Origin of the sequence: Helicobacter apodemus, from assembly GCF_003097575.1 — a bacterium.
GTDB classification, from domain to species: Bacteria; Campylobacterota; Campylobacteria; order Campylobacterales; family Helicobacteraceae; genus Helicobacter_D; species Helicobacter_D apodemus.
The window spans coordinates 1964697-1979648 of sequence record NZ_CP021886.1; the positions used below are offsets into that span (position 1 = coordinate 1964697).

At 31.8% G+C, this 14952-nt stretch carries 11 protein-coding genes and 2 tRNA genes; 3 read left to right on the top strand and 10 right to left on the bottom strand.

Translation table 11 applies throughout. The features are described from left to right. Positions 1 to 3 precede the first annotated feature (3 nt). The 3 genes from CDV25_RS09605 to CDV25_RS09615 all read left to right on the top strand — a co-directional run bounded on the left by CDV25_RS09605 (position 4) and on the right by CDV25_RS09615 (position 7651). Positions 4 to 3633, top strand: coding sequence for an autotransporter outer membrane beta-barrel domain-containing protein (locus CDV25_RS09605; protein ID WP_108911739.1), 3630 nt, complete (start codon positions 4 to 6; stop codon positions 3631 to 3633). Positions 3634 to 3744: 111 nt separating this feature from the next. Then, entirely contained in the window at positions 3745 to 5472 is a 1728-nt protein-coding gene (locus tag CDV25_RS10665) for a DUF8374 domain-containing protein (protein ID WP_239056365.1), read from the top strand. A 343-nt stretch (positions 5473 to 5815) separates the two neighbouring features. Next, positions 5816 to 7651: a DUF8374 domain-containing protein gene (locus CDV25_RS09615; protein WP_108911740.1), complete on the top strand. Its 1836-nt coding sequence runs from the start codon at positions 5816 to 5818 to the stop codon at positions 7649 to 7651. Between the two features lie 442 nt (positions 7652 to 8093). Here CDV25_RS09615 and recO read toward each other — a convergent pair whose 3' ends face one another. From recO to cydB, 10 genes are all read right to left on the bottom strand, one after another. Beyond that, positions 8094 to 8705, bottom strand: a complete 612-nt coding sequence (gene recO, locus CDV25_RS09620) for a recombination protein RecO (RefSeq protein WP_108911741.1) — start codon at positions 8703 to 8705, stop codon at positions 8094 to 8096. A gap of 20 nt (positions 8706 to 8725) precedes the next feature. Further along, positions 8726 to 8802: transfer RNA gene (locus CDV25_RS09625), tRNA-Arg, on the bottom strand. A 3-nt stretch (positions 8803 to 8805) separates the two neighbouring features. Beyond that, positions 8806 to 8881: transfer RNA gene (locus CDV25_RS09630), tRNA-Ala, on the bottom strand. 43 nt (positions 8882 to 8924) lie between these two features. Next, positions 8925 to 9521 carry a dephospho-CoA kinase gene (coaE, locus tag CDV25_RS09635; protein WP_108911742.1) on the bottom strand — a complete coding sequence of 199 codons (597 nt, stop codon included), beginning with the start codon at positions 9519 to 9521 and terminating at the stop codon, positions 8925 to 8927. Continuing rightward, on the bottom strand, positions 9518 to 10324 hold the full coding sequence (locus tag CDV25_RS09640; RefSeq protein ID WP_108911743.1) for a spermine/spermidine synthase domain-containing protein: 807 nt from the start codon (positions 10322 to 10324) through the stop codon (positions 9518 to 9520). Before CDV25_RS09640 ends, coaE begins: the two co-directional genes overlap by 4 nt. A gap of 74 nt (positions 10325 to 10398) precedes the next feature. Next, positions 10399 to 10836 (bottom strand): META domain-containing protein, encoded by a 438-nt coding sequence (locus CDV25_RS09645; protein ID WP_108911744.1) that lies wholly within the window; start codon positions 10834 to 10836, stop codon positions 10399 to 10401. 11 nt (positions 10837 to 10847) lie between these two features. Beyond that, on the bottom strand, positions 10848 to 11717 hold the full coding sequence (locus CDV25_RS09650; RefSeq protein ID WP_108911745.1) for a hypothetical protein: 870 nt from the start codon (positions 11715 to 11717) through the stop codon (positions 10848 to 10850). Positions 11718 to 11766: 49 nt separating this feature from the next. Then, positions 11767 to 13080: a M20/M25/M40 family metallo-hydrolase gene (locus tag CDV25_RS09655; protein WP_108911746.1), complete on the bottom strand. Its 1314-nt coding sequence runs from the start codon at positions 13078 to 13080 to the stop codon at positions 11767 to 11769. Beyond that, positions 13064 to 13729: a 3-methyladenine DNA glycosylase gene (locus CDV25_RS09660; protein WP_108911747.1), complete on the bottom strand. Its 666-nt coding sequence runs from the start codon at positions 13727 to 13729 to the stop codon at positions 13064 to 13066. Before CDV25_RS09660 ends, CDV25_RS09655 begins: the two co-directional genes overlap by 17 nt. A 97-nt stretch (positions 13730 to 13826) precedes the next feature. Next, positions 13827 to 14951: a cytochrome d ubiquinol oxidase subunit II gene (gene cydB, locus CDV25_RS09665; RefSeq protein ID WP_108911748.1), complete on the bottom strand. Its 1125-nt coding sequence runs from the start codon at positions 14949 to 14951 to the stop codon at positions 13827 to 13829. Between the last annotated feature and the right edge of the window lies 1 nt (position 14952).

The following is a 14952-nucleotide window of genomic DNA, read 5'->3' on the forward strand; positions in this document are numbered from 1 at the left end:
CCAATGAAAAACCTTAATCTATCCAATAAAGAGGTAATCGTTAAATCCCATACAAAAGATTCTACTTTAAAATCTAATTCCTTAGATTCTCAAAGTTTAAATATGAACTTTGATTATAAATATTCTAAACTTTTAAATCCTAAAGTTTTAGATTCTAATCTCAATACAAAAGCTATGAATCCTAAACCTTTAGATTCTCAAAGTTTAATCTCTCAATTATTTAATCCTAAGTTTTTAGATTCTAATTCTAATCTTAAACCTCTATACTCTAGGATTAATGTTAAAACATTAGATTCTAATCCCAAAATAAGAGATATTAATTTTAAATTATTAAATCCTAAATCTCTAAGCCCCTCTTTCCTCTCTTTAATCTGTGCAAGTGTTTTATTAACTATTCCTCATAGTATTAGTGCTAAAGATAATTGGGTAGCAATAGATAATGATACTTTAGATACAACAACAGATACTAATGCTAATAAAGTAACAAAAGCACTTACTAATAAACAAATTTCTGCTTCACAAACTAAAGAATATAAAAACTTAGAAATTACTAATACTGGGAGTATTACTAATACAAATGCTAACTATGCTATCAATATTCAAAATAATGCTACGATAGAGAGTATTACCAATAAAGGATTAATTAGTGGGAGTGGGAATCATAATATTAGTATTAATACAAGCTCTATCCAATCTTTTGAAAATATTGGAACCATAACTAATACTAATACTGGTAAATTTAATTTTAATATCACTAAAGGAACTATTGATAAGTTTAGCAATAGTGGAATAATAGATTCTAAAGGTTATGGTATTGCTTTACAACCTAATACTACCATTACTAATTTTAACAACACAGGAACTATTCTTGCTAAAGAAACAAGTGGTAGAGATGCGGTATATATTAATAAAACTACCATAGAGACTTTTAGTAATGAGGGATTAATTAAGAGTGAGGGTAACAGAGGAGTAGGGATTAATATTTTCAATGGGAGTAGTATAAGTAATTTTACTAATAGTGGGACGATAGGGCATTTTAGAGCATCAGGATCTACTATTACGAATCTTAATAATAGTAATTTTATGGACAGTTTAAGCGTATTGGATTATTCCAAAGTAAATACTATTATTAATACAGGAAGTATAGGCACAGGCAATCCGGGTCTATTAGTTAAAATCTCTACTATTGACGCCATAATCAACAGAGGAACGATAGAATCCACAAGCGAATCAGAAACTTATGGTGGAGCTATTGTGATGCTTAGTTTCTATAATGCATTTAATAGTATCAAAACTATCCTCAATGAAGGTCTCATTAAAGCCAAGTCTAGTGGTATTGCATATGAAGTGGGGAATAATATAGAAACTATTATCAATAAAGGAACTATACAAGCAGAAAGATATGGTATTTCTATCCATAGTTTTGATGCCTCAGGTTCAGATAATAAAGAATTAGGAAAGATTATCCTAGAACCAGATAGCGTTATAGATGCTAAAGTAAGTGGTATCAACATTAGAGTCGGATTTAATAAAAAAGTCAAAGTCTCTGGTATAGAAGTTAAAAAAGGTGCTATTATCAAAAGTTCAGATGGATCAGCTATTAATGTAGCTCCCAATAACCATATCACAGGGGATATTAATATCGCAGGAAAGATAGAAGCTAAAACAGGTATTTCTAATGCAGGAGAGATTCAAGCAAGTATTACACTCTCTGATGAAGTTAAAGACTTTAGTGTAGAAAATACTGGTAATGGTAATATTACAGGAAGTATTGAAGCTAAAGATAATGTAGCCCTAAGCCTTACTAACTCTGGCAATAGTAGCATAGGAGGCTCTATCACTTCTTCCTCTAATGCTCCTTTAAGCATTACTAACTCTGATAATGCAAAGGTTGCAGGAAATATTGAAGTAAGTGGAGATGCTCCTATCGTTATTAAAAACGAAGGGAATGCTACTTTAGGAGGTGGAGTTAGTGCTAGTGGTAATGCTCCTATTAGTATTACTAATTCTGATAATGCAAAGGTTGCAGGAAATATTGAAGTAAGTGGAGATGCTCCTATCGTTATTAAAAATGAAGGGAATGCTACCTTACAATCAGATATTATTAACTCTGGTTCTGGAAATCTCTCCCTTAGTAATACAGGGAATGCTAGTATAGGGGCTAATATTAAAAATAATGGAAGTGGTAGTTTAAGTATTAGTAATACAGGTAAAGTTAGTGATACTACGAAAATAGAAAGCAATGGAAGTGGTAAAGTAGAAGTTGAAGAATGGTTAGTCTCTACAAATTCTCAAGGAGAGGTTAAACCTTTAGAAATAACAGGAACTAATTTAAGTGTTGTAAGTGTTTCTAATGTTACCTTTGATGCAGGAAATATTACTAATCTCTCTTCTTTAGTTCAAGATCCTAAAAATGTTATTAATATTGATACTTCTCAAGATACTACTATAAGCAATCCTGCAGAGATTAATTCTAAAGTCTTTGCTAAAGCAGAATTTAAAACCAATGATCCTAGTGTTAATGTTAATGTTGATGCTTTAAGTAAAACTCTAAGCTTTTCTGTTGATGCTGCTAAGACTTCAGCAGCAGCATTAGGAAAAACACTCATTAGTAATACCCAAGCTAGAGCAAACTTTGTAAATGCTGTAATGGGTAATGCTATGAATGCGGTGAATTTAATCCATAATCAAGGAAGTGCTAATGTGTATTCTAACTTTAATAAGGCTTATGAGGAAGGAGCTATTTATGCAAACTTTGATAATTTAGGGAGTGATGCTTTACTTAGATCTAGTGAAACTAAAGATAAGAATCATTTAGCCTTTATGCTTCCTTATATCTCTAAGAGTAATACTTCTTTAAATGGAGGATTAACTTCTAAAGGACATACTAAAGGAGTAATCTTTGGTTATAGTTATTTAAATCCTAACAATAAAGATATTTATGGGATTTATGGAGGATATGATGATTTTAGTTCTAAAACTTATCCTTCAGATATTCTAGCTTTAAATAATAGAACCTATTATGCAGGAGTTAGGTATTATCATCCTTTTAATTATAAAGATTATGAACTCTTTTCTAAATTCTCTTCACAATTTGGTTTAATACAAAATGATATTTCTGAAAGGGTAGGACAAACAGAATTTAAAGGAGAACCTAAATCTTATGCTTATGATGCTAATGTTAATATGGGGATAAATATTAAGCTTAATACTAAGCATACTTTAACTCCAGAGATAGGTTTAGGTTATAATGGAGGATATTCTAAAGCTTATACGATGAGTAATGCCATCAATACTATTACAAGACGCAATTATACCCATAAGATGAATTTATTTAAAACTAAAACCTCTCTTTCTTTATATAGTGATTGGCATAAACATTTTAAGACTTTAGTGTATGCAGGAGTAGATTGGACTATGAATCCTAATGTAGATAATCCTAAAGGGAGATATTCTAATATAGGGTATTATGGAGGAGGAGAGAGTAAATTAGATAATTTAGAATATGCTTTAGGGACTACTTTAGTTATTCCTTTAAATGATGCTTTTTATTTCTCTTTAAATTATGGAATGAATGGGACTAAGAATACCACTATGCATACAGGGTATGGGAAGTTTAATTATATGTGGTAGGGTTTAATCCTTTAAATAATGGTAAAATACCCCCTATAAACAAATCTAGTCTTTGGCGAATTTCAATATAGATTAAAACTAGAATAAAATTTAATGTAAAGAGAATATGATATGGCACTTGTTTTAGCTAATAGGACGGATGGGAGTGGTTCAAGGTTAAATGCTTTTTTAAATGCCTTATATATTGCACAATATTTAGGAGATTTATCTTACGCAAAAATTTTATGGATTGGTAGCACAAGGGATAACACAGGTGCTAACAAAAATCATATCATAGGCTCTTCTTTGGATAAAGTAGATAAAATATTTTCTCAAAATTTCATTAATACCTACTGCATACACACTCTACCTAAAGATACTAGAATCATTGATGTAACGCATTTTAAAAGCTTACAATCTCTCAAAGATTCTTTTTTTAGCAACAAATATGATTATTTTATTACTCCACTAGGGAGTTTAGCCTGGTATTTTCACGACATAAATCGCAATAAATACCGAGCAATGACTTTATATCTATGGAAAAAGTTAGACTTTCTTCCTGAATTTAACTATCCTATTTCAAAAGCCTATGAGGATGCAGGAAAGATAGGTGATTTCATAGCTATTCATTTCAGAAGTGGGGATGTTATTTATGATTATTTTCCTATAAGAAAACATAATTTTCTTGCTATGAGTCTTGCAAGCTGTTGTGAGCTTATTTTATCTTTAATACAAAATGAGCTTTTAAAAAATAAAAACCAAACCATCGTTATTATTGGGGATGATTTAGATTCCATACAAAAAATAATAGATTTTCACAACAACCCCAATATCGTCTCTACAGATAAATTAAGAGAAAATGATACCTACCACTATAATAAAGAATTTCAACTTTTCTTATATGATATTATTTTTCTTTCACAAGCAAAGAAAATTTATACAACAGGCTCTGCCTTAACAAAAATAGCTTATTTACTTGGTAATGCCGATTATATTTTAAGCAATAATATTTTTACTCCTCAAGAATGTTATAAAAACTTTAAACAATTTTATGGAAAAATTATTTTCTCACCAATGCAGAGAGCATATTCTCTTTTTCAATTATTCTTAATGGGTTCTAAAACTTATGAAAATATAAGTATTCTTAAAATATATCTTTTGTCTGCTTTAGATTTAGACCCAGATAATGATAAATACAGAATCTATTTTCTAGTATTGCTCCTACAAAATAATGAATGGCAAGAAGCAGAATTTTATCTGCAAAATATCTTAAATACAAGAAAAGAGGAGTTTTTAGAAACTTTATTTTTTTATACTTATATAGGGTATGTTTATCAAAATATCTTTAATAGTTTTCTATCTATTAATGCTTCTTATCCCTCACTTTTTACAATAAAACAAAAAATTCAATCTTTAAAACTTCTTAACTTATCTAATGATAGTTTTTCTATTAATCTCCGCCCCCTAGGTGCCCCCTACCGCTTTAAATCTCATCTCTCTTATAAACTAGGACAAGCTTTGATACTAAATTCTAAAAGTCTCTTAGGATATATAAGAATGCCTTATGTATTATCTTATATCAAAGATAAACATAAACAAGAACAAAAAGAATACCAAGAAAAGATAAAAAAGAATCCTAGTTTAAAACTTCCTACCTTAGAATCTTATAGAGATTATAAAGATGCTTTAAAAATAAAAAATACACTTTCTTATAAACTAGGGGAAGCACTCATAAAAGCTGATTCTAGCGGGGGGGGGGGGCGAATATTTGCACCTTTATTTGCCTACATCACATTCTTCAAAGAAGTGCGTAAGTTAAAGAGGGAGTTTAGGGATAAGCAAATAAGGAGAAAAATATGAAATCTTATTTAGTGAGTTTTTGCGGATACTAGGACTGGAATTAGTGCTTGTCGCTTTAAGTAACAAGCGGATTCTCTAGGAGTGCTTGATAATGTTTTTATCTATACAAAAAGTAAGGTTACCCCCTTAAATTTATAGAGGAATTTAAAGAGAGAATTTACACAATCGATGCAGCAGGGGAGAGATTACCCACGCGTGGGTTTTGGTATTGGCGTTGAAAACCAAAAGTCATTTTAATGGCGTTAGAGCAAATTCAAATGGGAAATTTTCTGTTTTATTGTGATATAGGGTTTTAGTTTAATGTTAAAGCCAAGTGTAGAGTTAGGTAGATAAAGGAGGTATGATGCAAAAATATATAGTAGCTCATAGAGAGGATGGTCTTGGCAACCGAATAAATAATATGCTTAGTTGTTTATATTTGGCTAATCAATTAGGCTCTATCGAGAATTTTAGATTCTTGTGGGATTGTGGGAGATTTTATCAAAAAAATCACGAAAATGTGAATTTTAGGGGGCATAATAAGGAGACTATTGTTATTGGTATGAGTGCGGAGAAAAAAGAAAATATTTTTTCTAGTCCTTTTATTGAAAAATATTTTCTACATAAAGAATCTTCTTTTATCAAGAATGAAGCCAATAAAGCACAAATAAAAAGTTTTGAGGAATTTAAAAGGCAGTGGGATACTGATAAATGGCAGTATTTTTTCTCTCCAAGCCACGATGCAGCAAGAAACTTTAATGATATTGATTTTTACGAATATCGTTTAAAATGTTCACAAATATTTTATGATATACCTTTTCTACCCAATCTTAAAAAAATGATTAATTTAGCAATTGCGGATTCTGAAAAGCTAGAGAATTATATTTGTATTCATATTAGAGCAGGTGATTGCATTTATGACTATTCTTATCATAGATTAATGGGTAAGGCTTTTACTTATCACGCATCTTGTCTTGGATTAGTATTAGAGATTGCAAAGAGGGAGGAACATACACAGTTGGTATTAGTTGGAGATGATGTTTCATCCTTGCAAAAAATGCTTGATTTGCTTAAAGGACAACAAGTTATTTGCCTTAATAATATAAGAAATATTGATGAATATTCCAATTTGGAATTATTTTTCTATGATGTTGTTTTTATGTCTAAAGCTAAAAAGATTTATGGAACTTCTTCAGCAGTAACTAGGGTAGCTAGTAGCATATCTCCACAAGTAGAATTTCACAATAGCTATGCTCTTTTTAATATTAAAGAACGTTATGCAATTTTACATGATAATCTTTCTAAATTTTCAAGCTTTTCCCAATTTCATCTTGCCTTTATGTATTGGCATTTATATTTGTATGGAGAAATGTTAGGGGAGAAATATGAGGTTTTGGTAGGATATTTACAACAAGCCCTCAAATATGATAATGACAACGATAAATACAGAATCCATTTATTAAATTGTTATGTGAAAAATGAAATTATTTATAAAGCAGAAGCTTATGCTAAAGAAATATTGAAACAGAGAAAAGAAATATTTTTTACAAGATTGTTTTTGCAGTATTGGGATGGTTGTTGTTATGCGGAATGTTTTTTAAATTATAAAAAATATACTAAGGGTAATCCCAATATTGCTTATATTGTTAGTAGGATTTTTGAATTTGAAAAAGATTTTTGTGAAGCAATGAAAGTAGCTATTATTGCTTATGATAGTGTAGTGGAAAATAGGGAAATACAAGCTTATTTATTAGAGCTTATTGCAAAGTATAATATGACAATCCCAAAAACCCGCCCAATACCTAGCCATCCTCCCAAACCTCTAGGTGCCTCCTCCCGCCTTAAATCTCATCTTTCTTATAAACTAGGAGAGGCAATGATTTTAAATTCTAAAAGTCTCTTAGGATATATAAGAATGCCTTATGTATTATCTTATATCAAAGATAAACATAAACAAGAACAAAAAGAATATCAAGAAAAGCTAAAAAAGAATCCTAACTTAAAACTTCCTACTTTAGAATCTTATAGAGATTATGAAGATTCTTTAAAAATAAAAAATACTCTTTCTTATAAATTAGGGGAAGCTTTAATAAAGGCTAATTCTGTGCGGGGGGGGGGGCGAATATTTGCTTACATTGCATTCTTCAAAGAAGTGCGTAGGTTAAAAAGAGTATTTAAGGAGAAAAAGGCAAAAAGATAAAAGTTTGTTACTTGAAGTAATAAGTAGGCTTTACTTTGTGCTTGCAGTATTTTATCTACTGAAAGCTAAGAATAACAATATTGATTGATTATCTTTATTTATCAATTAGATTATAAGCTCAAAGTTGTAATGAATTTGCTTGTTTGCTATGCTTATACATAAGGCTATGTTAGTTGTATAATTGATAAATACCCTCTGGTATTTTAGATGACTTTAGCTTATAAGAATCCCTATAGCACTTAATGCAAGTAAAATTACCATTGTGAGTTGGTAATTTTAATACTTAAATAACCTACAAAAGGATTCCATAAAGCCTAATGATAGTAGAATAAAGCACAAAAGCACTTGTATAAAAAAGGCTTTGAAAAATCCCATATCATTATCGCTTTCTAAGCCTTTGGGCTTACTAAGAGAGATAAAAGTTTTAAGTCCCATAATATGCTTACAACCCAAGCATTAAAAGATTCCAAAGTTTTTCTATTTCTAGTTCCTCTAAAAATTCTCCTTGATTATTAAACCAATGTAGTAAGGATTGTTGCTGAAAGGATTCCCCTTGCATACAGGCTTTATGACCACAAACCATACTCCTACCAAGCACAATTTCTTCCTTAAGGGGTTTTTGACAGATTAGGCAGGATTGTAAGGTATTGTTGCGTCCTTCAAAGGCTAAAAGCTTAACATAAAGATTAAGGATGGCTCGTTTTGGTTCCTCTTTGGCTAATCGTTTCGTGCCTTCCTCTAAATGGTTGAAATAAAAAGAATCCAATACCATAATATCTTTTAAGTGGTGGTTAAGCAGTTTTAAATATTGTTGCCAATAATAGCGGATAGAAGATTCTCTCTCCCAAGGGAAGCTTAGGTGTATAGGCTCTCTTAATTTAGCTATTTCCCTTATATCTTGCTGGATAGTGAAATCAATTTTATTGCCAAGATGAATAATGCTATGCCTTAAACCATAAAAACGATAGAGTGTATAGAGGTGATTTGGGGTTAGGACTTTTATAAGTAAATCCTCATCGCGGATTCTTTGCGTGTGTAGTATAAAGCCTTGCATATAAGCCTTTGTTGCCACTATGGTGCGCCCGGAGGAATTCGAATCCCCGACCTACAGGACCGCAACCTGTTGCTCTATCCAGCTGAGCTACGGACGCATATGGTGGAGTGTAGGAGGATCGAACTCCTGACCTCAACGCTGCCAGCGTTGTGCTCTCCCAGCTGAGCTAACACCCCTTTGAAAAAAGCCTAATTCTAGCAAAAAAAGCTTAATTTTGCACTAAAATTTGATGTTAGGCAAGTAATTTTGCAAATACTTCTCTATTTCTTTTTGTAGATTTTCTAAGTCTCCATTATTATTAATTACATATTTTGCAAGTTTTTTCTTTTGATGTAGTGGTATTTGTGCGTTAATACGTTCTAATATAGCCTCATCACTTAAGGCATTGCGTTTTTTGATACGTTCTATTTGTATGGGTTGTTCTGTGAAAATTAATAGGGTTTGTGTTATTTCATAATGATTGGTTTCAAAGAATAGGGGAATATCTATAAAATAAGGAATCTTTTTTTTATCTAGGAGATGGGATTGTTCTAAGATATTTTCTTTGATTCTTGGGTGCAAGAGATTTTCTAATTTATTCCTTAAGGCTTTATTTTTAAAAACGATATTCGCAAGCTTTTTTCTATCAATTTTTCCTTCTGTTAAAATAATATCGCTAAAAATTTCTATGACTTTCTCTGTGCTTTGCTCTAGCATTTTATGTGCGATTGTATCGGCGTCAATGATAGCGTATCCATAGAGTTTTAGTAGTGAAGCTGCAGTGCTTTTCCCGCTACCAATCCCACCTGTTAAAGCAATAGCATATTGAAAATTCAATTTTTAGCAACACCCAATAAAGATTTTTTAATTGCCTTAGGCAGGGTAAAAGCACTCAAATGTAAGTTTGCGTGATAATATTGCAAATCTTCTAGCATATCTGCTCTTTGCAGCATAATATCTGCTATGGGGTGATATTTTTTAGAGGCAAAGATATAGCAATCATTCATATCAAAAAACAAAGGCGTATAAAAGGGCATTTTTATCTTAAAGTTATCACCTAAACTTTCTAAAGTTTTGATAGCCTCTTTAGTATCTAGTAATAAATGGGGGCATTTTATAATCAAAATCCCATTCTCACTTAGGAGATTATAATAAGATTCATAGTTCTTTTTGCTCTCTAAGCAGAGGATAATATCATAGGGGTTATTGCGTTCTTGGTTTTGTTGAATAAATTCATTTTCTAATTGGGGAATATGGGTAAAGCGTGGATTATCAAGCACTTCTTGATAATGTGGCAGGAAGCTAATAAGGGATTGTAAAACCTTTAAGTCAAATTGTAAAAAATCAACTTTTATTTCTAAATGACGTAAGAGTTCATAGGCAATTTCTAGGTTAAAACTTCCTAATACTAAGACCTTTTTAGGTTCTTTATGTGAGCAAACTGCAGTATGTGCTAAAAACTCACTTTGGAGGGTAACAAAATCTTTAAACATTATTGTTTCATCAATTAAAGCAATGCCTCCAAAAGCTTGTGCGTTAAAGATTTCAATATTATGTTTATTGCCCTTAGTTTCTAGGAGTTTGCTCTCTATTTTGTATTCTTGTTGGAATTTTTCGTTATAAGTTTTTGTTAGCCACATCAATAACCTTTAAAATTTTCTTATAAAGTTCTTTTTGTAAGCCTATTATAGTTTAGTTAAAAATATCTTTAAATTTATTGCATTTCTAAAGAAAAAGAAGCATTAGAAAAATTAATTTTTTTGCCTTTGAGTGTGATTTCACTGCTTGTATTTAAAAAGCCATTTATCATTTCTGCTTCTATCTCCATAATATCATTTTCACACATTTTTCTTGTTACTCCCGCATTCCCAATTGTTATTTTGTTGCCTTCTATGGTATAAGAGCCAAAAAAGTTATTGCACCCAAATTTACCAAAAACTTGTTCCCCCTTAAAGCCAATAATAAATTCTTGTTCTTTTTCGTAAGAGAGAATAGTTGTTAATTGGTTGCTTGTATAATTTTCAATCTTCCATTGTTTTTTAGAAGTGAGAATCTTTTGAAAATTTTCATCTTTATAAGAGGCATTTTTAGTAGCACAAGCACTAAGGAGTAAAAAAATGCTAAGAGATACAAGAAAAGATATTTTTTTCATCAAAATCCCCTTTAATCAAGACGAATAATATTGATTTTAGCATTAGAACGTAATTTTTCGAAATGCTCATAAATAATATAATCTTCTTTTTGATTCATTGTTTTTTGTAAGATAGTATTTTTAACAAATTCATAAGGTAGAAGCGTCGGGTTATTTTTCTTAAGGATTAGAAAACTAACAAATTGTCCATCAATGGGATAAATGGGGGTAAAAGTATTAGTTGCAGTTTGTGCAAAATCTGCCATAATTTGTGGATTAAGTTCAGTAGTTTGCAAAATTTCATTTTCTGTAAAAACATTAGAATGGGTTTGGCTTTTGTCTCTCATAGCTTGTTCTAATGCCTGTGAATTGTAGCTATAAAATTTCACTACTTCAATGCTTTGAGGTACGGAAAATTCTTCTTGATGGGTGTTGTAGTATTCTTGTAAATCTTTTTCATCGGTTAATCTCAAACTATCTTGTGTGATACTTTGATAAAGCTTGGTTTTGATGAGGTTGTCTTTGATTTCTTGTTTGTAAGCATTCCAATCTTTCCCATTTTCTTGCATATAGGAGCGAATATTCTCAACACTTGTTTTATTAATTCTTGCAATGCGTTCAATTTCATTACTAATATCTAAATCAGTGATAATGATATGACGTTTTTTAATTTCTTGTTCGTGAAGTTGTTTATTAATTAGTATATCAATAGCTGCATCTTGATTGACTTTAGCCCCTTGCATAGTAGAATAAAGATCTAGCAATGTGACAGGATCACCATTGACAAAAAAAGCAATTCCATTGACTAAAGAGGGCGCAGCATAAGAGGAACTAATAAGAAACGCACTAGTAATAAGGATTTGTTTAAAAGATTTTATTGAAAGTAGAGTTTTTGTTCGCATAAGAAATTCCTGATTTTTGGTTAGTATTTTAGCAAAAATCTCTTAGATATTAAGTCATTGTTTTTAGTATTTTTTGTAAAATTTCCCAAAAATGTTGAAAGCTTGCTATATCTAGCTTTTCATTTAAAGAATGCGGGTGCAATATCGTAGGACCTATAGAGACAAAATGGATATGCGGATATTTTTGTTTTAAGATTCCACATTCAAGCCCAGCGTGAATACTTTTTAAATACGAGTTGGGATTATATTTTTGGTAGATATTCCATACTTTAAAGAGTAATTCCCCCTCCTCTTTCTCCCAAGGGGAGTAGTAATCTAGGAGATGAGCTGCAAATCCTAAATCCTCTAAAAATGTTTGTTGTTTTTGGATATTTTCTTGCATAAGGGATTCTTCATTGCCTCTACCCATTAAAAAGAGGGTGAAATTATCTTGATGCTGCTCTAAAATCCCGATATTGCTTGATAAGATAGGGGCATTATTGAGTGATTTTAAAACCCCATTTCCTACCTTTAAAAGAGATTTTGCTAAATCCTTGCAATCATAGCCTTCATTGGGGGAATCTTTTAATTTGCTAATACTAAAGAACTCCTTGGGTAAATGCTCTATTAAGGCTGTATGTTTTGGGGAGCAAGCGATTTTTAAAGTCGCATTAACAGGAATGGAATTGCGTTTTTCTCCTCCAAAAAATGTTAAAACAATGCCCTCTGTGGCTTCTACAATCTTAGCAAGCTCTAAGAGTGCATTAGGGATATTTTTGTGTATTTCAATCCCACTATGCCCTCCTATGAAGTTTTGGGTATGTATTGCGTAGTGTTGAAAATCTTGTGGAATGGGAATCTTTTTGAAAGTTTTTGTAGCTTTTAAATCATAGCCTCCAGCACAGCTAAATACAACTTCATTAATATCCTCACTATCGCAATTAATCATAAAGGGGGATTGTGGCTTTAAGGCGATATTTTTTGCCCCAATCATTCCTATTTCTTCATCAATGGTAAAGAGGCATTCTAGGTTATCAAAGTATTTAAGGGCTAGAAGCATACAAGCTAAGGCTACCCCATTATCCGCTCCAAGACTAGAGCATTGTGCTTTAAGCCATTCTTTATTTTCTACACTAAAGAATTGTGGTTGGATAGAAAAGTCTTTGCATTCCCCAACATAAACCATATCATAATGCCCTTGTAAGCATACCTTTGGGATTCCTTTAGAGCATAAAATATTCCCTATGGTATCCTCATAAATCTTGACACCAAACTTACTAGCCTCTTTTTTAATCCATTCTTTCATTTCCTTGCAATCTTTGCTAGGATGAGGGATTTTACAAATTTCTAAAAACACTTCTAGGGGTTCAAAACTTGTTTGCATTTTTGCTTCTTTTTATGGGATTTTCTTTAGAGTATTCTACTATTTTTCCGTGAAATCTAGCATAAACTTTAAAAAGTGGAATTTCCTCTTTATAGAGCTTCGTGATTTTATCATAATGTTCTACTATCCCCTGCATTAGCCATTGCTTAATCTCCTCATAACTCTCTAAGGTGTAGCCAAAGCTTTGAAGCAGCCTATAAGTATAAGTATCTACAACCATTTCCTCCCTTAAAAGCCCATAGCAGAGAATACTATCGCAAGTTTCATTTCCAATGCCCTTTTGGGAGAGTAGCCACTCTCTTGAAACTTCTGCTTTAAAGGTAGGAAAATCCCTAAAATCCTTTAAGATATTTTGACTTAATAAAACAATATACTTAGACTTTTGTCGGAAAAATCCTAAATCTTGCATAAGGGATTGTAGGGAGTGTAAAGGAGTATTAGCAAGTAATTCTAAGCTAAGGAGATGATGAGTTTTAAGCCTTTGTAGGATTTTGAAAGCTTGTTCCCATTTGGTATTTTGCACTAAAATAGCCCCTACTAAGACTTCAAATTCTCCAGCATTTGGCCACCATAATGTATGGGGTGGGTTTTTCAGATAACCTTTTTGCTTTAGCCAACAAAGTAAATCAAAGCTATTTTGTATCTTCATCTTTTTGGAGATGTTGAATATTTAAAAGCACAAAGCGGTAGCTTATGTAAATTATTAGTGGCCACAAAAGTAATAAAAAAGTTGTCATTCTCTCTCCTTAATAACTATGTGTTTGTTCTTGTAATTCTTTTTTAGTGAGTTTTACCCTATCCATTAGAGACCATACATAGATGATATAAGCTAATACAAAGGGGACAAGCAGGCTTACATATCCCATTACGCTAAGGGTATAATAACTAGAGCTTGCGTTATAAATCGTAAGAGAGCTTTGTAAATCCACCAAACTAGGATAAAACGCACTCTTGCCAACCCCTAAACTTGCCATAAGGGCAAAAACACTCAAGACACTACCTAAACCTAAGGCAAAGATTGCCTTTTTATGTCCCTTATACCCTAAGAATATCCCTATTAAAGCCAGTAAAACACCAATTAAAAAGATTCCCATTAAGAGGGGTATTTGGAGAAAATTCATAAGATAAAGGTATTTTTGCAAAGAAATAGTAGAATCCGCATTCATCAAAAATCCCTCCTTAGTAAAAATCCAGAAAAGAAAACCCAAGAAAAAAAGCAAGAATAAAAGAGCATTGAAAGTGAATTTTTTGATAATCCTCTGTCTTATTATTGCATCATCAATATGGTTTAAAAAATACCCACAAGCTAAGATTCTGCTTAAGAATATTAATGCAAAACCCAAAAGGAAATTATAAGGATTAAGCAAAGCCTCTAAACCTCTAGCAGAGCCAACCCACGAAACAAAATGATGAGAGTCTAATGTGAAATTTGCCCCGCTAAAAAAGGTGCTTAGTGCAACACCAATAAGAAAAACCCCCAAGATTCCATTAAGCAGTAAAAAGATTTCATAGGTTTTAGAGCCTAAGAGATTCCCCTCTTTTTTGCGGTATTCATAGCTAACTGCTTGAAGTATGAAGCAAAAGAGGATTAAAAGCCAAACCCAATAAGCCCCGCCAAAGCTTGTGCTATAAAAGAGAGGAAAGGCTGCAAAAGCCGCCCCACCAAAAAGCACTAAAGTCGTAAAACCAAGCTCCCATTTTCTACCTAAAGAATTAATAATAAGGGCTTTTTCCTCCTCATTTTTAGCAAGCTCAAAGAGCATTCCTTGCCCACCTTGCACGAAAAACATAAAGCTTAAAAGCCCAGCAAGTAAGCTAAAAATTAGCCACCAATAGATTTGTAATTGTGCTAAATCTAATCCAAAAAACATC